The 26,086-nt window shown below is 63.5% G+C and carries 22 protein-coding genes and 9 tRNA genes; 23 read left to right on the top strand and 8 right to left on the bottom strand.

Going from position 1 to position 26,086, the window contains the following annotated elements; all coding sequences use genetic code 11:
• Positions 1–58 precede the first annotated feature (58 nt).
• The 21 genes from WIT60_RS10430 to WIT60_RS10330 all read left to right on the top strand — a co-directional run bounded on the left by WIT60_RS10430 (position 59) and on the right by WIT60_RS10330 (position 15,885).
• On the top strand, positions 59–2,635 hold the full coding sequence (locus WIT60_RS10430) for a motility hub landmark protein FimV (RefSeq protein WP_339583861.1): 2,577 nt from the start codon (positions 59–61) through the stop codon (positions 2,633–2,635).
• 6 nt (positions 2,636–2,641) lie between these two features.
• The gene (truA, locus tag WIT60_RS10425) at positions 2,642–3,520 is read left to right on the top strand and encodes a tRNA pseudouridine(38-40) synthase TruA (protein WP_339583860.1); all 879 of its coding nucleotides are present in this window, start codon (positions 2,642–2,644) and stop codon (positions 3,518–3,520) included.
• Between the two features lie 97 nt (positions 3,521–3,617).
• Positions 3,618–4,277, top strand: coding sequence for a phosphoribosylanthranilate isomerase (locus tag WIT60_RS10420; protein ID WP_339583859.1), 660 nt, complete (start codon positions 3,618–3,620; stop codon positions 4,275–4,277).
• 16 nt (positions 4,278–4,293) lie between these two features.
• Entirely contained in the window at positions 4,294–5,541 is a 1,248-nt protein-coding gene (trpB, locus tag WIT60_RS10415) for a tryptophan synthase subunit beta (RefSeq protein ID WP_339583858.1), read from the top strand.
• A 5-nt stretch (positions 5,542–5,546) separates the two neighbouring features.
• Entirely contained in the window at positions 5,547–6,368 is an 822-nt protein-coding gene (gene trpA, locus WIT60_RS10410) for a tryptophan synthase subunit alpha (protein WP_339583951.1), read from the top strand.
• A 2-nt stretch (positions 6,369–6,370) separates the two neighbouring features.
• Positions 6,371–7,246, top strand: coding sequence for an acetyl-CoA carboxylase, carboxyltransferase subunit beta (accD, locus tag WIT60_RS10405; RefSeq protein ID WP_339583857.1), 876 nt, complete (start codon positions 6,371–6,373; stop codon positions 7,244–7,246).
• Between the two features lie 120 nt (positions 7,247–7,366).
• Positions 7,367–8,752, top strand: a complete 1,386-nt coding sequence (gene folC, locus WIT60_RS10400) for a bifunctional tetrahydrofolate synthase/dihydrofolate synthase (RefSeq protein ID WP_339583856.1) — start codon at positions 7,367–7,369, stop codon at positions 8,750–8,752.
• A gap of 39 nt (positions 8,753–8,791) precedes the next feature.
• Positions 8,792–9,616 carry an SPOR domain-containing protein gene (locus WIT60_RS10395; protein ID WP_339583855.1) on the top strand — a complete coding sequence of 275 codons (825 nt, stop codon included), beginning with the start codon at positions 8,792–8,794 and terminating at the stop codon, positions 9,614–9,616.
• A 22-nt stretch (positions 9,617–9,638) separates the two neighbouring features.
• Entirely contained in the window at positions 9,639–10,166 is a 528-nt protein-coding gene (locus WIT60_RS10390; RefSeq protein WP_339583854.1) for a CvpA family protein, read from the top strand.
• Positions 10,167–10,203: 37 nt separating this feature from the next.
• Complete coding sequence (gene purF / locus WIT60_RS10385) at positions 10,204–11,733, top strand: amidophosphoribosyltransferase (RefSeq protein ID WP_339583853.1); 1,530 nt, start codon at positions 10,204–10,206, stop codon at positions 11,731–11,733.
• Positions 11,734–11,751: 18 nt separating this feature from the next.
• The gene (locus WIT60_RS10380) at positions 11,752–13,035 is read left to right on the top strand and encodes an O-succinylhomoserine sulfhydrylase (protein WP_339583852.1); all 1,284 of its coding nucleotides are present in this window, start codon (positions 11,752–11,754) and stop codon (positions 13,033–13,035) included.
• The gene (gene gltX, locus WIT60_RS10375; protein WP_339583851.1) at positions 13,032–14,435 is read left to right on the top strand and encodes a glutamate--tRNA ligase; all 1,404 of its coding nucleotides are present in this window, start codon (positions 13,032–13,034) and stop codon (positions 14,433–14,435) included. Before WIT60_RS10380 ends, gltX begins: the two co-directional genes overlap by 4 nt.
• A 193-nt stretch (positions 14,436–14,628) precedes the next feature.
• Positions 14,629–14,704, top strand: a tRNA-Ala gene (locus tag WIT60_RS10370).
• Positions 14,705–14,768: 64 nt separating this feature from the next.
• Positions 14,769–14,844: transfer RNA gene (locus tag WIT60_RS10365), tRNA-Glu, on the top strand.
• A 51-nt stretch (positions 14,845–14,895) separates the two neighbouring features.
• Positions 14,896–14,972: transfer RNA gene (locus WIT60_RS10360), tRNA-Asp, on the top strand.
• 90 nt (positions 14,973–15,062) lie between these two features.
• Positions 15,063–15,138 (top strand) — tRNA-Ala (locus tag WIT60_RS10355).
• A gap of 85 nt (positions 15,139–15,223) precedes the next feature.
• A tRNA-Glu gene (locus WIT60_RS10350) sits at positions 15,224–15,299 on the top strand.
• 51 nt (positions 15,300–15,350) lie between these two features.
• Positions 15,351–15,427 (top strand) — tRNA-Asp (locus WIT60_RS10345).
• A 90-nt stretch (positions 15,428–15,517) separates the two neighbouring features.
• Positions 15,518–15,593 (top strand) — tRNA-Ala (locus WIT60_RS10340).
• A gap of 88 nt (positions 15,594–15,681) precedes the next feature.
• Positions 15,682–15,757, top strand: a tRNA-Glu gene (locus tag WIT60_RS10335).
• A 51-nt stretch (positions 15,758–15,808) separates the two neighbouring features.
• Positions 15,809–15,885, top strand: a tRNA-Asp gene (locus WIT60_RS10330).
• 132 nt (positions 15,886–16,017) lie between these two features.
• Here the strand turns inward: WIT60_RS10330 and WIT60_RS10325 are convergent.
• From WIT60_RS10325 to WIT60_RS10315, 3 genes are read right to left on the bottom strand one after another with little or no spacing between them, the layout of a single operon-like run.
• A complete protein-coding gene (locus tag WIT60_RS10325) occupies positions 16,018–16,518 on the bottom strand; it encodes a MaoC family dehydratase (RefSeq protein WP_339583850.1) in 501 nt (166 codons plus the stop codon).
• Entirely contained in the window at positions 16,515–16,748 is a 234-nt protein-coding gene (locus WIT60_RS10320) for a hypothetical protein (RefSeq protein ID WP_339583849.1), read from the bottom strand. Before WIT60_RS10320 ends, WIT60_RS10325 begins: the two co-directional genes overlap by 4 nt.
• A complete protein-coding gene (locus WIT60_RS10315) occupies positions 16,745–17,680 on the bottom strand; it encodes a DMT family transporter (protein ID WP_339583848.1) in 936 nt (311 codons plus the stop codon). The genes WIT60_RS10320 and WIT60_RS10315 overlap by 4 nt, the downstream gene beginning before the upstream one ends.
• 149 nt (positions 17,681–17,829) lie before the next feature.
• Between WIT60_RS10315 and WIT60_RS10310 the strand changes: the two genes are divergently transcribed.
• Both WIT60_RS10310 and WIT60_RS10305 read left to right on the top strand, forming a co-directional pair.
• Positions 17,830–19,218 (top strand): phosphomannomutase/phosphoglucomutase, encoded by a 1,389-nt coding sequence (locus WIT60_RS10310; protein ID WP_339583847.1) that lies wholly within the window; start codon positions 17,830–17,832, stop codon positions 19,216–19,218.
• A gap of 12 nt (positions 19,219–19,230) precedes the next feature.
• Positions 19,231–20,589: a 3-deoxy-D-manno-octulosonic acid transferase gene (locus WIT60_RS10305; protein ID WP_445207687.1), complete on the top strand. Its 1,359-nt coding sequence runs from the start codon at positions 19,231–19,233 to the stop codon at positions 20,587–20,589.
• A 9-nt stretch (positions 20,590–20,598) separates the two neighbouring features.
• Here WIT60_RS10305 and WIT60_RS10300 read toward each other — a convergent pair whose 3' ends face one another.
• From WIT60_RS10300 to WIT60_RS10280, 5 genes are read right to left on the bottom strand one after another with little or no spacing between them, the layout of a single operon-like run.
• Positions 20,599–20,886 carry a GNAT family N-acetyltransferase gene (locus WIT60_RS10300; RefSeq protein WP_339583845.1) on the bottom strand — a complete coding sequence of 96 codons (288 nt, stop codon included), beginning with the start codon at positions 20,884–20,886 and terminating at the stop codon, positions 20,599–20,601.
• Positions 20,887–20,921: 35 nt separating this feature from the next.
• Positions 20,922–21,491 (bottom strand): chromate transporter, encoded by a 570-nt coding sequence (locus tag WIT60_RS10295; protein WP_339583844.1) that lies wholly within the window; start codon positions 21,489–21,491, stop codon positions 20,922–20,924.
• Complete coding sequence (locus WIT60_RS10290; protein WP_339583843.1) at positions 21,488–22,123, bottom strand: chromate transporter; 636 nt, start codon at positions 22,121–22,123, stop codon at positions 21,488–21,490. The genes WIT60_RS10295 and WIT60_RS10290 overlap by 4 nt, the downstream gene beginning before the upstream one ends.
• Positions 22,116–22,949, bottom strand: coding sequence for an acyl-CoA thioesterase (locus WIT60_RS10285; protein ID WP_339583842.1), 834 nt, complete (start codon positions 22,947–22,949; stop codon positions 22,116–22,118). The genes WIT60_RS10290 and WIT60_RS10285 overlap by 8 nt, the downstream gene beginning before the upstream one ends.
• Before the next feature lie 51 nt (positions 22,950–23,000).
• Positions 23,001–25,811, bottom strand: a complete 2,811-nt coding sequence (locus WIT60_RS10280; RefSeq protein ID WP_339583841.1) for a putative bifunctional diguanylate cyclase/phosphodiesterase — start codon at positions 25,809–25,811, stop codon at positions 23,001–23,003.
• Positions 25,812–26,086: the final 275 nt, after the last annotated feature.

The raw sequence follows: 26,086 nt of genomic DNA, 5'->3' as shown, positions 1-26,086 counted from the left end.
TTCAGATCCGGATGCACCCGAGGTCAACTGGCCGCCGCGTGACGAGTTGGGAGACGCCTTGAAAGATCATTCGTTGTCCGTTGGGCGTTTCGCCCTGAACCGGGTTGCTGTGGCAGCCGCTGTGGCCGTTCTGTCTGCCTTGCCTCTGTCTGCATCGGCCCTTGGCCTAGGCAAGCTGAGCGTGAAGTCGGCACTTGGTGAGGCGCTGCGCGCAGAGATTGACATCACCAGCATCAATCCCGAAGAAAGCGCCACCTTGCAAGTGCGTGTGGCATCGCCCGAAACCTATCGGGCGGCCGGTGTGGATTACAACGCTGTGTTGTCTGGTGCCAGCATCACGATTCAACGTCGGGCCGATGGTCGGCCTTATCTGCGCATCGCCAGCGATCGTCCGGTTCAAGAACCCTTTGTTGACGTGATTCTCGACCTCGGATGGTCTGCGGGGCGTCTGGTTCGCGAGTACACGCTGTTGTTCGATCCGCCCACCACGCGCACCGTGGCCCAGCCCGCCGCACCCGTGGTGAGCGTGCCGCCTGTCTCCACGTCCGTGGCTTCGTCACCGGCTTTGCGCCCGTCGCGCCCTGCCGCAGCCCCTCAGGCAGAGCCAGTGATGCCCAAGGCTGCCCCGCGCCCAGCACCAGTTGCCAAGTCCGCTGACAAGGAGACCGTCGCGGTCCGTCGCGGCGACACCCTGTCCAGCATTGCCACCCGGAATCTTCCCAACGGTGTTTCCTTGGATCAGATGCTGGTGGGGCTGTACCGACAAAATCCTGGTGCCTTCCAGGGTGAGAACATGAACCGACTGCGCTCTGGTGCAGTCCTCACGCTTCCCACGAACGAGCAACTCAAGTCGGTGACCCCGGCCGAGGCGCGTCAGTTCATCTTGGCCCAAAGCGCCGACTTTGCGACCTATCGCCAGCGTCTGGCTGGCGCAGTGGGGGTGGAGTCGACCACGCAGGCCCAACGACAAGCCACAGGCAAGGTCCGGGCTGAAGTGCAGGACCGCAAGCAGGCGGCGGCCCCGACGCCCGACAAGTTGACGCTGAGCAAGGGTTCAGTGAGTTCGGCGGCATCTGCGGCCGAAGATCGCCTTGCCAAGGCGCGTGCGACCCAGGACAGCAGCACCCGTGTGGCGGAGTTGTCCAAGAACCTGGACGAGTTGCGCAAGCTCAAGGAGCAGGCGGCAGCCGTGGCCGCAGCCAGCAAGCCGGTGGTGCCGGCCTTGCCGGCGGTGGTGCCCTCTCAGGCAGCACCGACCCCGGCTGTGGCGTCGGCAGCCAGTGCCGTGGATCTGGCTGCGAGCACCATCGATGCAGCCGCCAGTGCTGCTTCTCAGGCCGCTTCGGAGGCCGAAGTTGCCTCGGCGGTTGAAGCGCCTGTGGCCGTGGCCTCGCAAGTGCCGGCGTCGGCACCAGTGCCGCCTGTGGTCACGCAAGAGGAGCCCGGGTTCCTGGCGTCGCTCAACCCGATGTGGTTGGCGGCAGGCGGGGCAGGCTTGGCCTTGCTGGCCGGTGCGGCCATGTTCCTGCGCTCGCGCCGTCGCGCCGACACCGGTGAGACCTCCTTCCTGGAAAGCCGCTTGCAACCAGATTCTTTCTTTGGTGCCAGCGGCGGTCAGCGCGTCGATACCCGTGATGCCACGGCCGGCCCGTCGTCCATGAGTTATTCGCTGAGCCAGCTGGATGCCATCGGTGATGTCGATCCGGTGGCCGAGGCGGATGTGTATCTGGCTTATGGCCGCGATTTGCAGGCCGAGGAGATCCTCAAAGAGGCGCTGCGCAGCACGCCGGATCGTCTGGCTGTGCGCCTGAAGTTGTTGGAGGTTTACGCCAAGCGTCGCGACACCAAGGGTTTCGAGTCTCTGGCCACCCAGTTGTTCACCTTGACGAATGGCGCAGGCGAAGATTGGCTCAAGGCTCAGGAGTTGGGTCTGAGCATCGATCCGGAAAATCCGTTGTACCAGCCTGGTGGTCAGCCAGGCAATGTGACGGCGGGTGAGGCTGCAGCGCCTGATTTCCTGGGTGCCAGCACCGTACCGCACTCGGTGGCGCCCGGCGTGGCAGACACCGAGCCTGCGCCGACCGATGCGATGATCGACCTCGATCTGGACGCCAATGGACGTTCGTCTCAGCAAGATGGCGTATCGGACTCTGTATCGCCTCAGGTACAGAACGGTGACCATCTGGCAGATTTGGAATTGCCTGATCTGGACGCCTTGCCCAGCGGCGAGATCGCGCCGGCGGCAGCATCGGCGGCCAAGGGTGACATCGACTTTGATCTGTCGATGGATGACCTGCCCCAGGTGCCCGCAGCCGAGTCGGTCGCGGCGCCTGTTGCGGCGGAGCCCACGCCGTCTGGCAGCATGCCCTTCGATTTGGGGGACATTTCCCTGGATCTGGACTCGCCCGCACCCGCCACATCGGCCGTGGTCAATGGCGATGAGTTGGACGATCAACCTCAGTCGGATGCACCGCTGAGCAGTGACCCGATGGCTCGCAAGTTCGATCTGGCGCAGGAGTTCCGTCAGATTGGTGACGTGGACGGTGCCCGCGAGTTGCTGCAAGAGGTTGTGGACAACGCGCAAGACGGCAGTCTGCGCAGCCGCGCCCAAACCATGCTGGACAGTCTGGGTTGATGCGAGATGTCTGATGCGAGCTCGGCAGGGGGCGCCGGTGCGCCACCTGCCGCTGACAGCCCTGAGCTGACAGGGGCGACCCGCCGGGTCGCCCTTGGCGTTTCTTACCTGGGCTCTTCTTACAAAGGTTGGCAAAGCCAGCCCAGTGGCGGCACCGTGCAAGATGCGCTGGAGTCTGCCCTGGCTCAGTTTGCTGTGCGTCCCATCAAAGTGGTGTGCGCCGGGCGAACCGATGCGGGGGTGCATGGCATCAACCAGGTGGTGCACCTCGACACGGATTTGTCTCGAGAGCCTTTTTCTTGGGTGCGCGGGACGAATACCTTCTTGCCCCCCGACGTGTCGGTTCAGTGGGCGGTGGAGGTCAACCCACGTTTCCACGCTCGCAACAGCGCCCGTGGGCGTCGTTACACCTACATCGTGCTGGAGGCGCCGGTGCGTCCCGCGCTCGAGGCGGGTCGAGTCGGATGGGTGTTTCGGCCTCTTGATCTGGCAGCGATGCAGGCGGCTGCGGCCCACCTGCTCGGCGAGCATGACTTCAGCTCATTCCGCTCATCCATGTGTCAATCGCCGACGCCGGTCAAGCATCTGCGAGACATCCAGATTCGGCGCTGCGCGGTGGCGGGAAGAGATTCGGCGTACTGGCGTTTTGATTTCGAAGGGCAGGCCTTCCTGCATCACATGATTCGCAACATCATGGGGTGCTTGATCATGGTCGGTACGGGCGTGCAGCAACCTGACTGGGTGAGGGTCGTGCGCGATGCCCGCGACCGCAAGGCGGCGGCGCCGACGTTCTCTGCCGATGGCCTGTACTTCATGGGGCCGCATTACGATTCAGAGTGGAACTTGCCGGAGCATGTGCCGGGGATGGACTGGTTGCCCATCTGATCGCCGGTTTTGCGGACAAGGGCTGGGCGGCAGAACGCTTTTTTGCGACAATCCAGACTTCGAAGCCGGCGGGCCGTGACAGGCCCATGCTTTCTGGATGTTTCCCTCTCCTGCACACCGCACGCGCATAAAAATCTGCGGCTTGACCCGTGAAGCCGATGTGGATGCCGCCGTCGAAGCTGGCGCTGACGCTGTCGGTTTCGTGCTGTACGACAAGAGTCCACGTTATGTGGACGCCGCGCGTGCGGGCGTTCTGGCACGTCGTTTGCCCCCTTTCGTCACGCCCGTGTTGCTGCTGGTGAATGCCTCGTTCGTGCAGGTTCATTCAGCCCTTCAAGCAGTACCCAACGCTTTGCTGCAGTTTCACGGTGACGAGTCCCCCGCCGATTGCGAGTCGGTGGGGCGCCCCTATGTGCGGGCAGCCCGGATGGCGCCGGGTTTCGATTTGTTAGACTTCACCTCTTCGTTTGCCTCTGCCCAGGCCATGCTGGTTGACGCCCATGTCGAGGGCTATGGTGGGGGTGGCCAGGTATTTGATTGGTCTTTGCTGCCGCGTCAGCTCTCTCGGCCCATGATTCTCTCGGGTGGTTTGCACCCGGGTAATGTCGCGGATGGGGTGAGAGCGGTGCGGCCGTGGGCCGTGGATGTCAGTTCAGGCGTGGAGGTCGGTAAGGGCCTCAAAGACGCCGGGCTGATGCGCGAGTTCTGTCAGGTCGTGCGTGAGGCCGATCGGTCATGCGCCGAATCCGCACGCTGAGTTCTTTGAGAGTGACATGCTGAATTATCAACAGCCCGACGCCCGAGGCCACTTTGGCCCTTATGGCGGCACCTTTGTGTCCGAGACACTGATCTATGCGCTCAAAGAGCTCAATGAGGTCTACGAACACTACCGCCATGACGAAGCTTTCAAGGCTGAGTTTCGCCGTGAGCTGGCCAACTTCGTGGGGCGTCCCAGCCCGATCTATCACGCCGACCGCCTGAGCCGCGAGTTGGGTGGTGCACAGATCCATTTCAAGCGCGAAGATCTCAACCATACGGGCGCACACAAGATCAACAACACCATCGGCCAGGCCTTGCTGGCCAAGCGCATGGGCAAACCCCGTGTGATCGCCGAAACCGGTGCGGGTCAGCACGGCGTGGCCACGGCCACCATCTGCGCTCGCTATGGCATGGAGTGCGTGGTTTACATGGGCGCGGAAGACGTCAAGCGCCAGTCGCCCAATGTGTACCGCATGCACCTGCTGGGCGCCAAGGTCGTGCCGGTGGAGTCCGGCAGCAAGACGCTCAAGGATGCGCTCAACGAAGCGATGCGCGACTGGGTGACCAACGTCGAGAACACGTTCTACATCATTGGCACGGTGGCAGGCCCGCATCCGTACCCCGCCATGGTGCGTGACTTCCAGGCCGTCATCGGCGAAGAATGTCTGCAGCAGATGCCGGTGGCGATTGGTCGCCAGCCTGACGCGGTGGTTGCCTGCGTGGGCGGTGGCAGCAATGCCATGGGCATTTTCTATCCCTACATCCCGCACGAACAGGTCCGCCTGATCGGTGTGGAAGCTGCGGGGGAGGGGGCGGCCAGCGGCAAGCACTCCATGTCGCTGCAACTGGGTGTACCCGGCGTGCTGCACGGCAACCGCACCTACCTGCTGCAAGATGAAAACGGCCAGATCACCGAAACGCACTCGGTGTCTGCAGGTCTCGACTACCCTGGCGTCGGCCCGGAGCATGCCTACCTGAAGGACATCGGTCGCGCCGAGTACGTGGGCATCACCGACAAGGAGGCGCTCGAGGCCTTCCACCGTCTGTGTCGGACCGAAGGCATCATCCCCGCGTTGGAGTCGAGCCATGCTGTGGCTCATGCCATGAAACTGGCGCCCACGATGCGCCCGGATCAACACATTTTGGTGAACCTGTCCGGTCGTGGCGACAAGGACATCGGCACCGTAGCCGATTTGACGGGGGCCGAGTTCTTCTGCCGCCCCTCGTGCCGTGGCCAGTCCGTCAAGGGAGGTCAGGCATGAGCACCGTGACCCGTCTGGACCAGACTTTTGCTGCCCTGAAAGCACAAGGCCGCAAGGCACTGATTCCCTTCATCACCTGTGGCGATCCCTTCCCTGAGAAGACCGTTGACTTGATGCTGGCGATGGCCGAGGCCGGTGCCGACGTGATTGAGTTGGGTGTGCCTTTCTCTGACCCGATGGCCGATGGCCCAGTGATCCAGCGTGCAGCCGAGCGGGCCTTGGTCAAAGGCATTTCGCTGACCCGCGTGTTGGCCGATGTGAAGGCCTTCCGCGCTCAGAACGCTTCCACACCGGTGGTGTTGATGGGCTACGCCAATCCAATCGAAGCGTACGACCAGCACCATGGTGCGGGCAGCTTCGTGCGCGATGCGAAGGCATCCGGGGTGGATGGCGTGCTGGTGGTCGATTACCCGCCCGAAGAATGCGAGACCTTCGCAGCCCAGATGAAGGCGGCCGATCTCGCCCCCATCTTCCTGCTGGCCCCGACCTCATCCGACGAGCGCATGGCCGCCGTAGGCCGCATTGCGGCTGGCTATGTGTATTACGTGTCGCTCAAGGGCGTGACAGGTGCCGGGCACCTGGACACCGCGGCCGTGGCCGACATGGTGCCCCGCATCAAGGCGCATGTGAATGTGCCGGTGGGCGTGGGTTTTGGTATCCGTGATGCAGAGACCGCCAAGGCGGTGGCCGCTGTGTCTGACGCCGTGGTGATCGGCTCGCGCATCGTCCAGTTGCTGGAAGCGCAGACGCCCGAGACCGTGGTGGCTGCCGGGCGCGATTTCATCGCCGAGATCCGTGCGGCCCTCGATTCCCTGAAAGGAGCCTGAGCATGAGCTGGCTTGAGAAACTGTTGCCCCCCAAGATCAACCCGACCGACCCGTCCGAGCGACGCTCGGTGCCGGAAGGCTTGTGGATCAAGTGCCCATCTTGCGAGACCGTTCTGTACAAGAACGACCTGGAAGCCAATGTGAACGTGTGCCCCAAGTGCGGTCACCATCATCGCATTGGCGCCCGTGCGCGTCTGGATGCCTTCCTGGACGCCGAAGGCCGCTATGAACTGGGTCAGGAAGTCCTGCCCATTGATGCCTTGAAATTCAAGGACAGCCGCAAGTATCCCGAGCGCCTGAAGCAGGGGATGGAAGCCACCGGCGAAACCGACGCACTGATCGTGATGGGTGGCTCGGTGCAGAGCATTCCCCTGATCGCTGCGTGCTTCGAGTTCGACTTCATGGGCGGTTCGATGGGGTCGGTGGTCGGCGAGCGCTTTGTGCGTGGTGTCGAAGCAGCCGTGGACCAGAAGGTGCCGTTCGTGTCCTTCACGGCCACCGGCGGTGCCCGCATGCAGGAAGGTCTGTTGAGCCTGATGCAGATGGCCAAGACCAATGCGGCCCTGACCCGCCTGGCCAAGGCCAAACTGCCCTACATCAGCGTGCTGACCGATCCGACGATGGGCGGTGTGTCGGCTTCGTTCGCGTTCGTGGGGGACATCGTGATCGCCGAGCCCAAGGCGCTGATCGGTTTTGCCGGTCCGCGCGTCATCGAGAACACCGTGCGCGAAAAGCTGCCAGAAGGCTTCCAGCGTGCAGAGTTCCTGATGCAGAAGGGTGCTGTCGACATGATCGTCGATCGCCGTGAGTTGCGTACGAACATCGCTCGCCAGTTGGCGATGTTGCAGCGCTTGCCTGCCGACGCCGTCTCGGCATGAGTTGGATGTGTTGATGTTCCCCGGCCCGCACGCGTCGTTCTGGCGCACGGGTCTGACAGGCGGGCTGCGGTGAAGGCAGCCCGTTTTGTTTCCGAATGAGCCGCATTGGCCAAATTTCCCATGACCGCAACCCTGCCTGATGTTTCGTCCGCTCCTCGCACACTGGATGAATGGTTGGCCCATTGTGAGCGCCTGCATCCTGTGGGCATTGATCTGACCCTGGATCGCGTGTCCGAGGTCTGGCGTCGTACCGGCGTGGTGCTGGGTACGCCAGTGGGTGCGGAGAGCGAAGATCGTGCAGCGCCAGTGGTCTTCACCGTGGCGGGGACCAATGGCAAGGGGTCGACCTGCGCCATGCTCGAGGGCATTCTGCTCAAGGCGGGCTTCAGGGTGGGGGTGTATGGCTCGCCGCACCTGGTGCACTTTGAGGAGCGTTGCCGCATCTTGGGTGAGCTGGTCAAAGCCGACGATCTGGTGCCGCATTTCGCCGCCATCGAGGCAGCAAGAGGCGAGACCTCGCTGACTTATTTTGAGTTCACGACACTGGCCATCTTGCGTTTGCTGGCATCGAGCGAGTTGGATGCGGTCATCCTGGAAGTCGGGCTGGGTGGGCGCTTGGATGCGGTCAACGTGATCGATGCCGACTGCGCCATCATCACCAGCATCGACCTGGACCACATGGACTACCTGGGGCCAGACCGCGAGACCATTGGCCGGGAGAAGGCCGGCATCATGCGCGCTGGTCGTCCGGTGGTGGTCTCGGATCCGCAGCCCCCGCAAAGTGTCATCGACCATGCCCAGCAACTGGGTGCCGACCTGTGGCTGTTTGGCCGGGATCACAACTACGCGGGCGATCGCCAGCAGTGGTCATGGGGCGGGCGCGGCAAGCGCTTCAACAGCATGGCCTATCCTGCCCTGCGGGGTGCGAATCAGTTGCTCAACGCCTCAGGCGTCCTGGCGGCACTGGAGGCCCTCCGCCACCGCTTGCCGGTCTCGGCGCAGGCGGTCCGCACGGGGTTGGCCACAGTGGAGCTGCCGGGGCGCTTCCAGATCATCCCTGGACAGCCGACCTTGATCCTGGATGTGGCGCACAACCCGCATGCAGCGGCCACACTCGCAGCCAATCTGGATCAGATGGGTTTCTTCCCGCGCACCCATGTGGTGTGGGGGGCGATGGCCGACAAAGACCTCACCGGCATGGTGACGCGTTTGCGCCCGCTGGTGGATGCCTGGTACTGCTGTGACTTGCCGACCGATCGGGCTGCCAAGGCCGTCCAACTACAGCAAGCGATTGAGGCCGATGTGCAGGCTCGTCCGCTGCTCACGGCACCCAAGGCCACGGTGACGACACATGCCGATCCGATGGCGGCGCTGACGGCCGCCCTGGCGGCGGCAGACCCGACGGATAGAATTGTGGTTTTTGGCTCCTTCTACACCGTGGGAGGGGTGCTGCACGAGGGCTTGCCCAAGCTCAACGCGCCGCATCTGCAGGCTAAAGCCGATTAAGTCTGCGTTCTTGTTCATTTGCCCGTCCGAACCTTCAGCATGCCTTTGCCTTCCTTCCTCCAGCGCTTGCGCGGCAAGGCCACCTCGGCACCGTCTGAGGCGGAGCAGCCTCCCTTGTCTGCATCCGATGTCGAAGCGGCCCGTGTTCGGGCACGTCGGCGCCTTATCGGCATGGTGGTGCTGGTGGGCGCGGGCATCATCGGATTCCCCTGGTTGTTCGAAACGCAGCCACGCCCGATGTCGCCCGATGTGCAGATGGTCAGAGGGGGCGATCTCGCCGAGGTGGCGGACGTGAAGCACGCAGAGCCGGGCAGCAAGGTCGCCCTGATTCAGGTGCCGGCCGAGGCGAGCTCGTCGGGAAGTGAGGCCGCGGCGCCCCAGGAGCAGGTCGGCGAGCAAGTGGAGGGCGAGGAGGTGCTCATCACCACGCCCCCGGCGCGAGCCACCGCGGCGTCCGCTACGGAGCCCAAAACCCCTGTGAAGCCGGAGGTCAGGCCCGAGCCCAAACCCGAGTCCAGACCCAAGGTCGAGGCCAAGCCGGAACCGAAGGCGCAACCCAAGTCCGAGGCCAAGTCTGAACCGAAGGCCGAACCCAAGGTTGAGCCCAAGCCCACCAAACCTGCAGATCCGGACGGCACACGTTTTGTCGTGCAGTTTGGCGCCTTTTCGGATGGCATCACGGCGCACGAAGCGCGCATGAAGGTGGAGCGCCTGGGCATCAAGACCTACACGCAAGAAGTCAAGACGCCACAAGGCACGCGCATCCGTGTGCGCATGGGGCCGTATGCCAACCGTGCTGAAGCCGAGAAAGTGTTGTCAAGTCTGCGCAAGGCCGGTCTCAGCGGCGCTGTGTTGACGCTGTGAGCGCGTTGAAGTCAGAGTCAACATGGACAGCGTGAGCGCGGTGACGTCGGGCGAGTGGTCGCTGATCGATTGGATGTTGATGATCGGCCTGGGGCTTTCCACGGTGGTGGGGCTTTGGCGGGGCCTCATCAAGGAAGTGATGGCGCTGTTGGGGTGGGCTGTGGCCTATTTCATGGCTCAGTGGTTCGGTCCTCAGGCGGGTGTCTGGGTGCCAGTGGGTGGGGCAGGGACGTCGATGAATGCGGCGGCCGGCATGGTGGTGGTGTTCGTGGCGTCGTGGTTGGGGTGGGCTGTGCTGACCTGGGCTGTGACGCAGGTGATCAAGGAGTCCGGCCTGAGCGGGGCGGATCGATTGTTTGGGGCGGTGTTTGGTCTGATGCGCGGGGTACTGGTGGCCTTGGTGATTGTGACCATTGTGCGTGCGACGCCCCTGGCCCAGTGGGAGCCTTGGATGGCCTCTACGGGCGTGGACTGGTTGGAAATTTTGTTGGAGGGGCTTCGCCCCGTCTTGCCCGAGCAGGTGGTCGAGTTCCTGCCCGCGCAATCTTGATACGACTTGAGCTTTGTTTTTTCGGAAGAGGTGAACCATGTGCGGCATCGTTGGTGTGATTTCCAAGACGCCCGTCAATCAGCTGATTTATGACGCGTTGTTGCTCTTGCAGCACCGCGGTCAGGACGCAGCAGGCATCGTGACGGCCGGCCCGGACGCGCATGGGCGCAAGTTCTTCATGCACAAGGCTCGCGGCATGGTCAAGGACGTCTTCCGCACCCGCAACATGCGCGCGCTGCCGGGCACGGTGGGCCTGGGCCAGGTGCGTTATCCGACCGCTGGCAATGCCTTCAACGAGGAGGAGGCTCAGCCCTTCTATGTGAACGCGCCCTTCGGTCTGGTGCTGGTGCACAACGGCAACCTGACCAACGCCCACGCGCTGCGCAAAGAGTTGTTTGACATCGACCGCCGCCACCTCAACACCGACAGCGACACCGAGGTGTTGCTCAACGTGTTCGCTCACGAGTTGGAGTTGGCCGGTCGCGAGTTGCCGCTGACACCTGCGGCGGTGTTCACCGCCGTGCGTGCGGTTCACAAGCGCATCAAGGGTTCGTACGCCGTGATCTGCCTGATCGCCGGCTATGGCCTGGTCGCCTTCCGCGACCCCTACGGCATCCGTCCGATGTGCTACGGCGAGGCGGACCTGCCTGAAGGCCGTGAAGTGATGGTGGCCAGCGAATCGGTGGCCCTGGAAGGCACGAGCCACCGCTTTGTGCGCGATGTGCAGCCGGGAGAGGCCCTGTTCGTGGACCTCGACGGCGTGGTCCACGCGGAACAGTGCGCCGAGCACACGACGCTCAATCCCTGCATGTTCGAATACGTGTACCTGGCTCGCCCGGACTCGGTCATCGATGGTGTGTCGGTCTACCAGGCACGCCTGGAGATGGGGGAGACCTTGGCCCAGCGCGTCATCTCGACGATGCCGCCCAACGAAATCGACGTGGTCATCCCCATCCCCGAGTCCAGCCGTCCGTCGGCCATGCAGCTCGCGCAGAAGCTGGGCAAGCCCTATCGTGAAGGTTTCGTCAAGAATCGCTACGTGGGCCGCACTTTCATCATGCCGGGCCAGGGTGTGCGCAAGAAGTCTGTTCGCCAGAAGCTGAATGCGATCGGCATGGAGTTCAAGGGCCGCAACGTGTTGCTGGTCGATGACTCCATCGTGCGCGGCACCACGTCCAAGGAAATTGTGCAGATGGCCCGTGAAGCCGGCGCCAACAAGGTCTACCTGGCCTCGGCTGCGCCGCCCGTGCGCTTCCCCAACGTCTATGGCATCGACATGCCGACCAAGACCGAGCTGGTGGCCCACGGCCGCACGCTGGAAGACATCCGTCAAATCATCGGCTGTGACGCCCTGATCTACCAGGATGTGGATGCCATGAAGAAAGTGGTCGGCAAGCTCAATCCGGCGATCAAGGGTTTTGAAGCCTCGTGCTTTGATGGCGTCTACATCACCGGTGATGTGAGTGCCGAGGACTTTGCGGCGATCCAGTCTCAACGCCTGACCCAAAAGGGCGAAGACGATGCGAGCAACTCGCGCCTGGCCTTGCAAAACCACCAGGACGAGTGAAGCGAGCGGAGCCTGCAGATGACCTCGCCTGACAAGAAAACCCTTCCTCGCAAGGACCTGCCCGTCGATGCGCGCATCGAAACGCTGGCCGTGCGCGAGGGGCTGCCCGCCACACAGTGGGGGGAAAACTCCGAAGCGCTGTTCCTGACCAGCAGCTTCAACCATCCTGATGCCGCCACCGCGGCGGCCCGCTTTGCCAACGAGGAAGAAGCCTTCGTCTACTCGCGCTTCACCAACCCGACGACGATGATGTTCGAGCGTCGCCTGGCGGCGCTGGAAGGCACTGAGGCGGCGATTGCCACCGCCAGCGGCATGAGCGCGATCCTGTTGCTGCTGATGGGGCTGCTCAAGTCGGGCGACCATGTGGTGTGTTCGCAAAGCGTGTTTGGCTCGACCATTTCGCTGCTGCAGAACCAGTTCGGCAAGTTCGGTGTGCAGGCCACTTTCGTGTCTCAGACCGATGTGCAGCAGTGGCGTGACGCCATGCAGCCCAACACCAAGCTGCTGTTCGCTGAGACCCCGAGCAACCCGCTCACTGAAGTGTGCGACATCCGTGCGCTGGCTGACATTGCCCATGCGGCAGGCGCCTTGCTGGCCGTGGACAACTGCTTTTGCACGCCCGCTCTGCAGCAACCCGTCAAACTGGGGGCCGACCTGATCGTGCACTCGGGGACGAAGTACCTGGACGGGCAAGGCCGCGTGCTGGCTGGCGCCGTCTGTGGTCCGGATGCCATCATCAATGGCCCGCTGATGAACACGCTGCGCGGTGCCGGCATGTCGCTGTCACCGTTCAACGCCTGGGTGGTGCTCAAGGGTCTTGAAACCCTGTCCATCCGCATGGCAGCACAAAGTGCCAACGCGCTGAAGCTGGCCCAGTGGCTGGAGCAGCAGCCGGGCGTGGACAAGGTGTACTACCCGGGCCTGCCCAGCCATCCGCAGCACGCGCTTGCGATGGCGCAGCAAAACGGCAGCGGCGGGGCGGTGGTGTCCTTCACCACCAAGTCTGCGACCGGGCCTGTCACCGTCACCGGCCCCGCGGGTCTGGACGAAGCCTCGCTGCGTCTGCGCCAGTCCGCTTTCCACGCCATCGACCAAACCCGCCTGTGCTCGATCACCTCGAACCTGGGCGACACCAAGACCCTCATCACCCACCCAGCCAGCACCTCGCATGGTCGCTTGAGTGAAGCCCAGCGTCTGGCTGCTGGCATCACGCAAGGCATGATCCGCGTGGCCGTGGGCCTCGAACACATTGACGACCTGACGGCTGACCTGGCCCGTGGTCTGGACACCTTGAACGTATGAGCCAAGTTCGCACCCGCTTCGCCCCCTCTCCCACGGGCTTCATCCACCTGGGCAATATCCGCTCAGCCCTGTATCCCTGGGCTTTTGCGCGCGCCAACAACGGCGTGTTCATCCTGCGCATCGAAGACACCGACGTCGAGCGTTCGTCGCAGGAGGCCGTGGACGTCATCCTCGAAGGCATGCAGTGGCTGGGCCTGAACCACGACGAGGGCCCGTACTACCAGATGCAGCGCATGGACCGTTACAAAGAGGTCCTGCAGCAGATGCTGGATCAGGGCCTGGTCTATCCCTGCTACATGAGCACCGCCGAGCTCGATGCCCTGCGTGAGCGCCAGATGGCCAACAAGGAAAAGCCGCGTTATGACGGTACCTGGCGGCCTGAGCCCGGCAAGACCTTACCGCCCGTGCCCGAAGGCGTCAAGCCCGTGCTGCGCTTCAAGAACCCGCAGGGCGGCTCCGTCGTGTGGGACGACAAGGTCAAGGGCCGCATCGAGATCAGCAACGACGAGTTGGATGACCTCGTGATCGCGCGCCCGGACGGCACGCCCACCTACAACTTCTGCGTCGTGGTGGATGACATGGACATGGGCATCACCCACGTCATCCGTGGCGACGACCACGTCAACAACACCCCGCGCCAGATCAACATCCTGCGCGCCCTGGGCCAGGAGCCCCCGGTGTACGCCCACTTGCCCACTGTGCTCAACGAGCAGGGCGAGAAGATGAGCAAGCGTCATGGTGCCAAGGCCGTCACGCAGTACCGCGACGAAGGTTACCTTTCCGACGCCATCGTGAACTATCTGGCTCGCCTGGGCTGGAGCCACGGTGACGACGAGATCTTCTCGCGTCAGCAACTGGTCGAGTGGTTCAACCTGGACCACCTGGGCAAGAGCGCCGGTCAGTTTGACGAAGCGAAGCTGCGCTGGGTCGCCCAGCAGCACATGAAAACCGCCGATGACGCGATGCTGGCCGGCCTGGTGCGAGAGCAGTTCGCCCGCCATGGCGTGACCTTGCCAGCAGCGTTGCAAACAGGCGACAAGCTGACCGCTCTGTGCGCGCTGTTCAAGGACCGTTGTGCCACCACGGTGGAGCTGATGGAGTGGCTGACGATGTACGTGCAGCACCTCCACGCCCCGGCAGAAGAGCTGGCAGCCCAACTGACCGACGTGACCCGCCCGGCTGTGCAGGCGCTGGCCAAGCGTCTGGAGAGCGTGTCCTGGGAGAAGGAGGCCATCAGCCAAGCCATCAAGGACACCTTGAAGGAAGCTGGCCTGAAGATGCCACAACTGGCCATTCCCGTGCGCTTACTGGTGTGCGGTCGCTCGCAAACGCCGTCGGTGGACGCTGTGCTGGCGCTGTTCGAGCGCGAAGACGTGCTGGCGCGCCTGGCCCGCGCCTGAGCCAGTGTGTCGTGTCGGCAGCGGCGGGGCAGGGCACCGCGCTGACGCTGTCGCGCGACATCGACAACCGGAAGTTTTTCAACAGACCTTGATGTCGGAAAATTTTTCGGTATATACTCTCAGTCTCGCTTGAACGACGCTTTGTTTGAAACAACAAAGCAGCCGGGCAACTCGAAAGGGTGCAAATCCTGACGGGGGTATAGCTCAGCTGGGAGAGCGCTTGCATGGCATGCAAGAGGTCAGCGGTTCGATCCCGCTTACCTCCACCATCACAGGTGGTCAGGTTGCTGAAGTTGCCAGGTAAAGCGTCGGTCAGGTTGCATGAAGGATTCAGTCCCCTTCGTCTAGAGGCCTAGGACACCACCCTTTCACGGTGACTACAGGGGTTCGAATCCCCTAGGGGACGCCAAGTTTTGACGGCACTTGGGTTGCGAAAGCAGCCACAGACGTCAGCCACTGCGGAGTGGTAGTTCAGTTGGTTAGAATACCGGCCTGTCACGCCGGGGGTCGCGGGTTCGAGTCCCGTCCACTCCGCCAAAATTTGAAAAGCGTCGCTGGTAACACAGCAACGTGAAGTTGATGAATCAGTCTCGGTGCCAGTCTGGCGCCCTGAGTGCGAAAGCATGAGGGGGTATAGCTCAGCTGGGAGAGCGCTTGCATGGCATGCAAGAGGTCAGCGGTTCGATCCCGCTTACCTCCACCAAAGATGCCGACAGGTTGGTGCCTGTCGTGATGGTGGCGACAGGCGGCGACGGGTTGAATCATCAGCAGACAATTTGTTTGACGGAGTCCCCTTCGTCTAGAGGCCTAGGACACCACCCTTTCACGGTGACTACAGGGGTTCGAATCCCCTAGGGGACGCCAAGTTTTGACGGCGCTTGGATTGCGTAAGCGATCAAAGACGTCAGCCACTGCGGAGTGGTAGTTCAGTTGGTTAGAATACCGGCCTGTCACGCCGGGGGTCGCGGGTTCGAGTCCCGTCCACTCCGCCAAGGTATATCAGGTGCTGCTGGTGACTCGGCAACACCTTGTTGATGGATCAGTCTCGGTGCCAGTTTGGCGCCCCGATTGCGAAAGCATGAGGGGGTATAGCTCAGCTGGGAGAGCGCTTGCATGGCATGCAAGAGGTCAGCGGTTCGATCCCGCTTACCTCCACCACTCACCGCCGCGTGTGTCGCGTGCCGGTCACGGTGGCGACAAGCCGGTAGCGAGGCAGGTACAATCAGCAACGAGTTAGTTTGACGGAGTCCCCTTCGTCTAGAGGCCTAGGACACCACCCTTTCACGGTGACTACAGGGGTTCGAATCCCCTAGGGGACGCCAAGTTTTGACGGCGCTTGGATTGCATAAGCGATCAGAGACGTCAGCCACTGCGGAGTGGTAGTTCAGTTGGTTAGAATACCGGCCTGTCACGCCGGGGGTCGCGGGTTCGAGTCCCGTCCACTCCGCCAAAAATGCAAAGCCCTGATGCGCAAGCGTCAGGGCTTTTTGCTTGGCGCGTGTACTGGCAGGAGGTGGTGGCCTCGGCGCCAGAAGCCTGGGAGGGCCGGCCAGGCCAGGCCAGGCCAGGCCAGCTTGGGCGATCAGGTCTGTACCGCTGGGCCCGGTGTGCGCCGGCCGAACATGGCCCAACTCTCGATCGTCATCACGATCTCGTCGCGCTGGTTGAGGGCTTCCCAGCGCGTTTGCACCAGACCCACATGGGGCTTGCTCTTCATGGGGCGGCTGTCGAGCACGGTCATGCGGGCGCGCAGTGCGTCACCTACCAGCACCGGTTTGTGCCATTTCAGCGAATCCAGCCCGGGAGAGCCCAGGCTGCTGGAGTTGAGGATGAAGCCGTCGCACATCATGCGCATGACGATGCCGGCGGTGTGCCAGCCGCTGGCGGCCAGTCCGCCGAACAGCGAGGCCTTGCCCGCCTCTTCGTCCAGGTGGAAGGGCTGAGGGTCGAAATCGGTGGCAAAGCGGATGATCTCCTCGCGGCCGACTTCGCGTGGGCCGAAGGTCATGCTCAGTCCGGGTGTGAAATCTTCCCAGTACCAGCGAGGTGACGAGGTGCTTGTGCCGGTTTCGGCCTGACTCATGGCTTGTCCTTGTGACGTGGGTGAAGGGGTTTGACTTTGACTTCCTCGCGCAGGCTGCGATCGATGGCGCGGCGGGCCTCGGCGCGCTCTTTCGCCTTGAGACTATGTGGCGTTTGATGCGCGCCGGCCTTGCGTTGCAGGGCTGGGGCCACCAAAGGGTTGCGCGGCTTGAGGGCCGGCACGACCAAGGGCGGCTGTTGCGTGAGCTTTTTCTTGCGAACGGCGGTCATGGCGGTGGCCGTGAGGCGTGGGCAGTCTGCAGGCTGGGCGCCGGCGCAGGTCGGTTGGCCAGCCAGGTTCCCAGCGCAATGACGACGGTGCTGAGCAGCATCCAGCTTGTGATGCGCTCGTTCAAGAAGAGCGCACCCCACAGCATGCCAAAAACGGGGATCAGGAAGGTGACGGTGAGGGCCTGGTTGGGACCAATGCGTCCGATCAGGCGGAAGAACACGATCTGGGCCAGACCGGTGCAGACGATGCCCAGGGCCAGCAGTGCGGCCCATGCGGTGCCGGGGACCTCGTTCCAGGCCTGGGCCGTGTGCGGGGGCACGGGTTGAGGGCCGAGCCACAAGGCCGGGCCGATCATCACCAGTGCCGTCATGCACAGGGTGCCGGTGGCATTGCTCAGGGGGCTGAGCGCGTGCAGATGACGGCGGGCCACGTGTACCGACAGGGCATAAGACAGCGTGGCACACAACATCAATGCAACGGCCAGCAAGCCGCCTGAGCCTGGTGGGATCGCGCCCTTGTCGGCGGTGAGCAGCGTGACACCCAGCAGTCCGAGGGTCAGGCCCAAGCCGCGTGTCAGGTGCATGCGCTCACGCAGCCACAGCCATCCGACGAACGCGCCCCACATGGGCGTGGTGGCGTTGAGGATGGACATCAAACCCGCCGGCAAATGACGGGCCGCCACACTCAGGCAGAGGAAGGGGAGGCCGAAGGCCAGCAGTCCACAAACCAGCAAAGGCTTGGCGTAGGAGATCAATTGTGCGCCATCCCGCTTCAGCAGCACGATGGGGAGCAGCAGTAGCACCGCGGAGCTGACGCGGAAGGCGGCGAGACCCGCCGGGCCCACCACAGGCGCAGCGACATGCAGAAACAGGAATGAGCCACCCCATACGGCGGCCAGCGCCAGCATGGCCAGCATGTCGCGAAATGTCATATGGGCTCTATCCTAGCGGGAAGGCCGGCGTCTTGCTGATGACCTTGAATTGCGGGGTTTGTGCAAGTTACGGGGCGGCGAGGAGAAAGTCGCAGGTGCTGTCCTTAAAATCGCGGCCTGTCATCACGAATCATCAACGAAAGACTGTCATGCAAGTTGCCGCTTCCATTTTCAAGGCCTACGACATCCGGGGCATCGTCGGTCAGACCTTGAACGAGGCGATGGCCGAGCACCTGGGCCGTGCTTTCGGTACAGAGGCGCTGAAGCTGGGGGAGAAGGCCGTGGCGGTCGGGCGTGATGGCCGTCTGTCCGGCCCATCTCTCAGCGCGGCATTGATTCAGGGCTTGCGTAGCACTGGCATCAACGTGATTGACCTGGGCGCGGTGACCACGCCGATGTTGTACTACGTGGCCGCCACGCGCGGTGAGTTGGGGTGCCACAGCGGCATCCAGGTGACGGGCAGCCACAACCCGAAGGACTACAACGGCTTCAAGATGGTGTTGGCGGGTCGTGCCATTTACGGCGATGACATTCAGGGCCTGCGTGAGCGCATCGAAGCCGAAGACTATGCGCGTGGCCAAGGCGCCCTGAGCGAGCTCAATGTGCTGGCCGAGTACACGCAACGCATCATCGGTGACTGTAAGCTGGCCCGTCCGATGAAGATCGTGGTGGACTCGGGCAATGGCATCCCGGGTGCTTCGGCCCCCGGCATCCTGCGCGCGCTGGGCTGCGAGGTCATCGAGCTGTACTCCGAGGTGGATGGTGACTTTCCCAACCACCATCCAGACCCGTCCAAGCCCGAGAACCTGCGCGATCTGATCGCCGCCGTGAAAGAGCATGGCGCCGAGCTGGGCCTGGCCTTTGATGGCGACGGTGACCGCCTGGGCGTCGTCACCCGCGAGGGCAACAACATCTTTCCCGACCGCCAGATCATGCTGTTTGCGCAGGATGTGCTGACGCGCGTGCCCGGTGGCCAGATCATTTATGACGTGAAGTGCAGCCAGCAGCTGGCCGTGGCCGTGCGTGCGGCCGGCGGGGTGCCGGTGATGTACAAGACCGGTCACTCGCTGGTCAAGGCCAAGCTCAAGGAAACCGGCGCGCCGTTTGCCGGTGAGATGAGCGGGCACATCTTCTTTGCCGAGCGCTGGTACGGCTTTGACGATGCCACCTATACGGCTGCGCGTCTGTTGGAGATCCTGAGCAAGGTGGCCGACCCGAGCGCCGTGCTCAATGCCCTGCCCACCAGCCACAGCACGCCCGAGTTGAACGTGGCCTGTGCCGAAGGCGAGCACCACGAGGTGATCGAGAAGCTGCGCCAGACCGCGCGCTTCGAAGGCGCCGAGCTGACGACCATCGACGGCCTGCGTGCCGATTACCCCGATGGTTTCGGTCTGGTGCGCGCGTCCAACACGACGCCCGTGCTGGTACTGCGCTTCGAAGGCCAGACCCCGGAAGCGCTGGCTCGCATTCAGGCGCACTTCATGGCGGCCGTGCTGGCCGTCAAGCCCGATGCGCACATCGGTGCCTCGGCACACTGATGGCAAGACGGGCTGACCGGTTTGAGTGATTCTGCGCCGAGCGAACTTGCGCTGAAGCCTTGGCTGGCCCGGCAAGCCTACAGCCTGCTGCTGCGCCTGGGTACCCCTGCTTATCTGTGGCGGGTGTGGGCGCGCGGGCGTGAGGAGCCGGCCTACCGTGTCGACTGGACGTGGCGCTTGGGCTGGTATGGACGTGCTCATCGCGAGGCGGTGCGACGCTTTCAAGGTCATCCGGTGCTGTGGCTGCATGCGGTGTCGCTGGGCGAGGCCCGTGCCGCCGCCCCTCTGGTACAGGCCCTGCGGGTGCAACGCCCTGACATGCGCCTGTTGTTGACGCACACCACAGCGACGGGGCGCGAGGCAGGGCGTGCCTTGCTGCAAGACGGTGATGTGCAGACCTGGCTGCCTTATGACACCCCCGGCGCGGTCCGGCGTTTTCTGCGCCTGCACCGTCCGCAGGTGGGGGTGCTGATGGAAACCGAGGTTTGGCCCAATCTGCAACATGAGGCGTGGCGGGCTGGGGTGCCCATGGTGTTGGCCAACGCACGCCTGAGTGAGAAGAGCTTGCGACAGGGGTTGAGGGTGGGCGCGCTGATGCGTCCTGCTGCGCAGGCCATGCGTCTGTGCCTGGCGCAGACACCGCAGGATGCGGCGCGCCTGACCCGTATGGGCGCACCCTTGGTGCGGGTGGCGGGCAATGTGAAGTTCGACATGACGCCATCGCCTGCCTTGTTGATGCAAGGCCAGGCTTGGCGGGCTGCCAGCACACGCCCGCTGGTGCTGGCGGCGAGCACGCGAGAGGGCGAAGAGGTCGGTTTGCTGGCCGCTTGGCAAGCTGCGTGTGCTCGCCTTGCCGTGGACGAAGCACGTCCACGCTTGTGGATCGTGCCCCGACATCCGCAGCGTTTTGACGATGTGGCGGAAATCGTGACATCGGCGGGTTTGAGCCTGTCACGGCGCAGCGCCTGGTCGAACGGTGTCCCCGATGCGGCAGCAATGGCCGCCGAGGTGTGGCTGGGGGACTCGATGGGCGAGATGCCTGCTTATTACGCTGCGGCACGCGTCGCTCTGCTGGGGGGCAGCTTTGCGCCACTGGGCGGTCAGAACCTCATCGAGGCAGCTGCGTGCGGCTGTCCGGTGGTGATGGGGCCCTCGACGTTCAATTTCGCAGATGCGGCCGAGTTGAGTGAGCAGGCGGGCGCGGCTCAGCGTGTGGCCGATTGGTCCGAAGGTGTGACCAAGGCCCTGGAGATGTGCGAGTCAGGGTTGCAAGCCCGCATGGCGGCATGCGCGCTGGAGTTTGCACAAGCCCACCGTGGTGCCGCGCACAAGATGGCCGAGGCCATCTGGGCCGTGGCGTGGCCAGGGTGAGCTGAGGCGTCAGGCCAGAAGGTCTTGCCACTCGGGGTGGCGTCGAATGTAGACAGCCACGTAACTGCACACCGGGTTGACGCGCAGCCCTTCACTGCGTGCCCAGTTCAGCGCGGCACAGACCAGTTGTGCCGCCAAGCCTCGCCCTTCCAGCGCCCTGGGGACACCGGTGTGTGTCAGGTGCATCACCCCATCGATGAGGTGATAGTCTGCTTCGCAACGCAGCCCATCCACGATGGCCTCGAAGCGGCCCGCTTGCGGATGATGAACGATGGTCAGTGATGAGGGGCTGGACATGGTGATGGAGTCTCCGATCAAGGGGGCGGGCTGATTCAGACCAGGCCCAGTGCGCCGAGCAAGGCGCCGGCGGCAATCAGCCAGATCAGACGAATTTTGGTGCACCACACCAGCACCGCCACCACGAAGCTGAGCAACAAGGCGCGCGGTTGGGTGGCCAGCGGTGGGGCCAACACCCAACCAGTGGCCAGCAACAATCCGACCGTGACCGGCATCATGCCCGCCTGAAATGCCTGCACGCTCAACCAGTGGCGCCGCGTGGACACCCAGCGTGCCACAGCCAGCGCCAAGGTGGTGGAGGGGATCATGATCCCCAGCATGCTGATCAAGGCGCCACCGAGGCCGCCGGCATACCAGCCGAAGAGGCCGACAAACAAGACATTGGGGCCTGGCGCGGCCTGGGCCAGCGCAATGGCCGCGGTGAAGTCACCGTTGCTGAGCAGATGGTCATTGACGACCAGCCGTCGGTGCATGTCAGACACCAGTGTGATGGCGCCGCCGATCGACATCAGCGAGAGAGCGATGAAGTGCCCGAACAGGCTCCACCACACCTCAGGGGCCCACATGAACGGTGACATGAGCAGAGGGGGGGCGGCTTGGCTCACGAAGTCTCCTTGGCAGACGCGGCCTGACGTCGGCGGCGCAAGACGGTGTACGTGAACACGCAGGTGACACCGCCCAGCCCGAGCAGCACCCATACCAGCGGCCAGCGCAGCCAGATCATCATGACCAGTGCCAAGGCAGACAGCGAGAGGGCGGTCGGCCAGCCCAACTCGTGTTGCCGCATCGGTGCCGACAGCTTGAGCACCGTGCCGACGATCTGACCGGCTGCGACGGCCGCGATGCCGCTCAGGGCACCGTGGATGAGGCCTTGCAACTGCTGCACCTGGCTGGCCTCACCCAGCAGCCACGCCAGACCCAGCATCAGGATCAACGGGGCCGTGATCATGCCTGCCAGGGCCACCAAGGCGCCGCGCCAGCCAAAGAAGCGATCACCGATCATCAGGGAGAGGTTGCAGACGTTCGGTCCGGGCAATACCTGTGCCGTGGACAGCAACTCCACAAATTCCCGTGGGGTCAGCCATTGGTGTCGGTCACACAGCTCACGCTGTGCCACCGCCAGCACGCCCCCGAAGCCCTGCAGCGCCAGCAGCGAGAAAGCCGTGAACAACTCGGTCAAGGAAGCGGGCCGCGCAGCCGCAGTGTCCAGGGGCGCGGCGGATTCAAGCTCAGGCATACACCGCTACCACCTGGTAGCCCAGAGCCGCCAACTGGCCGCACGGGGTCCACAGGGTGGTTTTCTCGTTCACGAAGCCCTCGCCCACGGCCAGTGCATCCTTGTCCATGCGCCAGTGGCCATCGCGCTGTCCGATGCTGACAGGGCGCAACTCCAGCGCCCAGGAGACCGAGGAGGCCGGCGTGTAGCCCCGAAGCTGTGCCAAGGCAGGGGTGGGGCCAGCGTCGGCCAGGATGATGGCCTGCAGTTCGGTGTCGATGCCGGCGTTGTCGAGCAGGCGCACATAGGTGCGGCTGTGCCAAGAGTCATCACCCGAGAAGGGGACGCCACCTTCGGCATGTCGGAATTCGAGATGACGGGTGAACGGCGGTGTCATGCCGGGGATGAAGGGCCATGGGTAGGAGGTTTCTACGTCGTTGGCGACAGCCACCTGCGGTGGGCGCAGCGATGGCAAGACCGATTCACGTCCGACACCAAAGGAGCCGAGCAAGATGCCGGCAATTTGCTCCACTCCCTCGGCGTTGGCTTGCAGGATTTGAGCCTTGACCTGGCGAATGTTCTTGCCTTGACGCAGCAGGGTCACATCCACGTGCACCAGACCCGGGCTGACGGGGCCCACGAAGTTGGTTTGCAGGGCGCGAAGGGGCCAATCACTGCCACAGATGTCACGCATGGCCTGCACCGCCATCACCGACAGCACACCACCGAACATGGTGCGCCCCTGCTGCCAGTCTTCGGTGATGCGAAAGCTGACACGCTGCCCCTCCCTCTGTCGGTGGTCCAGCACCTGGGCCAGAGGGGTGATCGGGGAGCTCGCTGGATTCATGGTGGGCACTTCTTGGGGTAAAGCAGAAGGCCCTATTATCAAACGACCGTATCAATCGTCTGTGCCGCCTGCGCCCCTCACTCGCAGGAGCGGGCCCACCTGCTCTGCGGGAACAGGGCGGCTGTACAGATAGCCTTGGGCGATGTCGCAGCCCAGTTTGCTGAGCAACTCGACCTGCTCGGGGTGCTCGACACCTTCGGCAACCACAGACATGTGCAGCCCGTGTGCCATCGAAATCATCGTGCTCACGAGCTGACAGTCGCTCAGGTTGTGAGGGGTGTCCTGGATGAAGCTGCGATCGATTTTGAGCTGGTGAACCGGGAAACGCTTGAGGTAGGCCAGCGAGGAGTAGCCTGTGCCGAAGTCGTCGATCGACAAGGACACGCCCAACTGGTAGAGCATCAGCAGGAACTGTTCCGCGCTGGTGCCCGACTCCATCAGGCCGCTTTCGGTGATCTCGATTTCGAGATGCTCGGGCGGCAGGCCCGTGTCCCGCAGGATGCGTGACAGCCGTTCGATCACGCCACCACGACGTACCTCACTGGGGGACAGGTTGACGGCGATGCGGCCGAAGCGCAGGCCCGCATCCAGCCAGACCTTGCCCTGACGGCACGCTTCGTGAAGCACCCATTCACCCAGCGCCACGATCATGCCGGTCTCTTCCATGATCGGGATGAATTCGCCAGGTCCGATGGAGGGCAGGGTGGCATCGTCTCCGCTCGGGGTTTTGAGTCGCACCAAGGCTTCGAGGGCGACCACCTCGCCGGTGGCGATGTTCACCATCGGCTGGTAGTGCAGGGTGAACTCATCGTGCTCGACCGCGCGGCGCAGGCGTGTTTCCATCTGCAGCCGATTGGTGGCCACAGCGGTGAAGGCTTCGGTATAGAAGTTGAAGTTGTTGCGTCCACGCCGTTTGGATTCGTACATGGCCGCATCGGCGTTGCGAATCAGTTCGGCAGCGTCTTGTCCATCTTGTGGGAAGAGGCTGATGCCGATGCTGGCGCGCACGTACACCTGCTGGCCGCCGTCGAGTGTGAAGGGCTGCCCCAGACTGTCGAGGATGGCAGAGGCCACCATGCCGGCCTGTTGCGGGTGGCGCAGGTGTTCCAGGACCAGGATGAACTCGTCACCGCTGAGTCGGCCCAATGTGTCTTCCTGTCGGACGCGTTCGCGCAGGCGCTGTGCCACTTGTTTGAGCAGGCTGTCGCCCGCCGCGTGTCCCAGGCCGTCGTTGACGGTCTTGAAGTTGTCCAGATCGATGAACACCACGCCCACCAGCGTGCGGTGGCGTTGGGCGAGGTTCAGGGCATGGCTGAGGCGCTGTTGGATCAGCACCCGGTTGGGCAGGTCGGTGAGCGGATCGAAGTGGGCCATGCGCGCGAGGCGCTCTTCGGTTTCCTTCAGTGGGGTGATGTCGGTGAACATCGCCACAAAGTGGGCAGGGCGCCCACGGGCACTGTGCACGGCACTCAGCGACATCTTGACCATGAAAAGCTCACCGCTCTTGCGCCGGAACCAGACTTCACCTTGCCAGGCACCATGGTTGCGCAAGTCGGTGCGGATCTCGTCGATGAGGTCGGCCGGCTGGTCGGGGATGAGGAACTCTGGCGTGCGGCCCACGGCCTCGTCTTCGTGGTAACCGGTCAGACTGGTGAACGCGGAATTGATGGAGACCAGGATGCGGTTGCGGTCGAGCACCATCATGCCGTCGCGTGTGCTCTCCAGGGCTGCGGCGTGCAAGCGCACCCGTTCCTGCGTGAGATCATGCTGGGTGTCGCGGTGGAGGTTGGTGAGCGCGAACGATAGGTCATCCGACAGGTCCTGGAACAAGGCGAGCTCTTCACGGTCCTGATCGCGGACGCGACGACCCAGCAGGAGCAGATGTCCCACCAGTTCCTGGTCCCGCAACAGCGGCACGATCACGCAGCCTGGGGTGTTGGCCTCGATGGCCTGGATGGCCCACAAAGGCAGGTCGGGGTGCTGACTCAGGTCGGCGGTGCGAAAGCAGCGCCCCTCGAGCAGACACTGTGGCAACTCGGCCACGGGGTCGGGGCTCACACGGAAGCTCAGGGTGTCTTGAGCAGGCTGGGCATCGCCTGCAGCTGCCTGGCAGTTGAGTTGACGGGGAATGTGGGCATCAAACAGCGTGACCCATGCCTTTCGGAATTGCCCTTGTTGCACAGCGACCTCGCACACGCGCTGGAGCAGGTCGAACTCGCTGTCGGCGCGCACGATGGCCTGGTTGACGTGGCTGAGGAAGTCGTACATGCGCGTTTTGTGGCGCAACTGGTTCTCGCGTGCCTTCAGCGAGCCCATCGCATCTTCACGCTGGCGCTGCGCGCGGGCAATGAGAACCAGCAAAACCAGGGTGACGCAGGCCACCAAGGCCATGTTCAGCTTGTCGAGACGCTGCTGCAATGCGGTTTCGGCGTCCAGCTCAGACGCCCACTGGGTCGCGACCGTGTGGGCGGTTTGCTCGATGCCGACCAGTAGCGCTTGCAATTGAGCGGCATCGGTGGTGGGGGGGGAGCTCAGTCGGCCGGCCTGTGCCTCGCGGGCACTCACCAGCAGCTTGGCCAGTTGGGTCAGGCCTGGCTGCAGCGTTGTGGGGGCCATGTGCTGGAGCTGTCGCGCCGCATACTGGGCCTCGCCCGAGAGGGTGTCGATCAGTTGCGCACTGCCTGGATTCTGGCCGGCAGCATGCTGTTCCGTGAGGATCTGAGCCCGTCGTGCCTGTAGCTGAGCCTGTGACAACAGGGTGTCAAAGGTGTGGGCGCGTTGTTGCAGCTCGTACCAGCCTTGATGAGACCAGGCCATCAGGCCCAGGCTGACGGCAGCCAGCAGCAGCACGGACCACGCCATGGAACGGAAACGTCCCTTCGCCAGAGCTGAGCCTGGAGCTGAGGATGGCCGAGGCCGGGCAGAGTTCGAAACCGCGCTCACAACAACAAAACAGAGGGGCTGGAGGTCAAAAAACGGAAAAAACAGTGAGTCGGCACGCAGAGATCAGATCGGCGATGATGCACATGGCAACGCTGCCCTTGCTTCTGAAAGGGCTGTGTGTGGTGCACACCCGCACTCAAACTGCGAGCGTATCGCGTCAATGAGGTCCCAATTGTCGTCTTTTGTACCGATTT

It is taken from the genome of Aquabacterium sp. G14 (assembly GCF_037482285.1).
Classification (GTDB): domain Bacteria; phylum Pseudomonadota; class Gammaproteobacteria; order Burkholderiales; family Burkholderiaceae_C; genus Aquabacterium.
The sequence above is the reverse complement of the archived record's forward strand: the minus strand, read 5'-3'. Positions and strand labels throughout refer to the sequence as shown.

Bases quoted from the DNA above. Each gene is read 5' to 3' on its own strand.
- trpB (WP_339583858.1), top strand. From the start codon at position 4,294: ATGCTGAATTATCAACAGCCCGACGCCCGAGGCCACTTTGGCCCTTAT.
- WIT60_RS10325 (WP_339583850.1), bottom strand. From the start codon at position 16,518: ATGAGTCAGGCCGAAACCGGCACAAGCACCTCGTCACCTCGCTGGTAC.
- WIT60_RS10290 (WP_339583843.1), bottom strand. From the start codon at position 22,123: ATGCCTGAGCTTGAATCCGCCGCGCCCCTGGACACTGCGGCTGCGCGG.
- folC (WP_339583856.1), top strand. From the start codon at position 7,367: ATGACCGCAACCCTGCCTGATGTTTCGTCCGCTCCTCGCACACTGGAT.
- WIT60_RS10280 (WP_339583841.1), bottom strand. From the start codon at position 25,811: ATGGCGTGGTCCGTGCTGCTGCTGGCTGCCGTCAGCCTGGGCCTGATG.
- WIT60_RS10380 (WP_339583852.1), top strand. From the start codon at position 11,752: ATGACCTCGCCTGACAAGAAAACCCTTCCTCGCAAGGACCTGCCCGTC.
- WIT60_RS10390 (WP_339583854.1), top strand. From the start codon at position 9,639: ATGGACAGCGTGAGCGCGGTGACGTCGGGCGAGTGGTCGCTGATCGAT.
- WIT60_RS10310 (WP_339583847.1), top strand. From the start codon at position 17,830: ATGCAAGTTGCCGCTTCCATTTTCAAGGCCTACGACATCCGGGGCATC.
- WIT60_RS10285 (WP_339583842.1), bottom strand. From the start codon at position 22,949: ATGAATCCAGCGAGCTCCCCGATCACCCCTCTGGCCCAGGTGCTGGAC.
- gltX (WP_339583851.1), top strand. From the start codon at position 13,032: ATGAGCCAAGTTCGCACCCGCTTCGCCCCCTCTCCCACGGGCTTCATC.
- WIT60_RS10420 (WP_339583859.1), top strand. From the start codon at position 3,618: ATGTTTCCCTCTCCTGCACACCGCACGCGCATAAAAATCTGCGGCTTG.
- WIT60_RS10395 (WP_339583855.1), top strand. From the start codon at position 8,792: ATGCCTTTGCCTTCCTTCCTCCAGCGCTTGCGCGGCAAGGCCACCTCG.
- truA (WP_339583860.1), top strand. From the start codon at position 2,642: ATGTCTGATGCGAGCTCGGCAGGGGGCGCCGGTGCGCCACCTGCCGCT.
- WIT60_RS10320 (WP_339583849.1), bottom strand. From the start codon at position 16,748: ATGACCGCCGTTCGCAAGAAAAAGCTCACGCAACAGCCGCCCTTGGTC.
- WIT60_RS10315 (WP_339583848.1), bottom strand. From the start codon at position 17,680: ATGACATTTCGCGACATGCTGGCCATGCTGGCGCTGGCCGCCGTATGG.
- accD (WP_339583857.1), top strand. From the start codon at position 6,371: ATGAGCTGGCTTGAGAAACTGTTGCCCCCCAAGATCAACCCGACCGAC.
- purF (WP_339583853.1), top strand. From the start codon at position 10,204: ATGTGCGGCATCGTTGGTGTGATTTCCAAGACGCCCGTCAATCAGCTG.
- WIT60_RS10300 (WP_339583845.1), bottom strand. From the start codon at position 20,886: ATGTCCAGCCCCTCATCACTGACCATCGTTCATCATCCGCAAGCGGGC.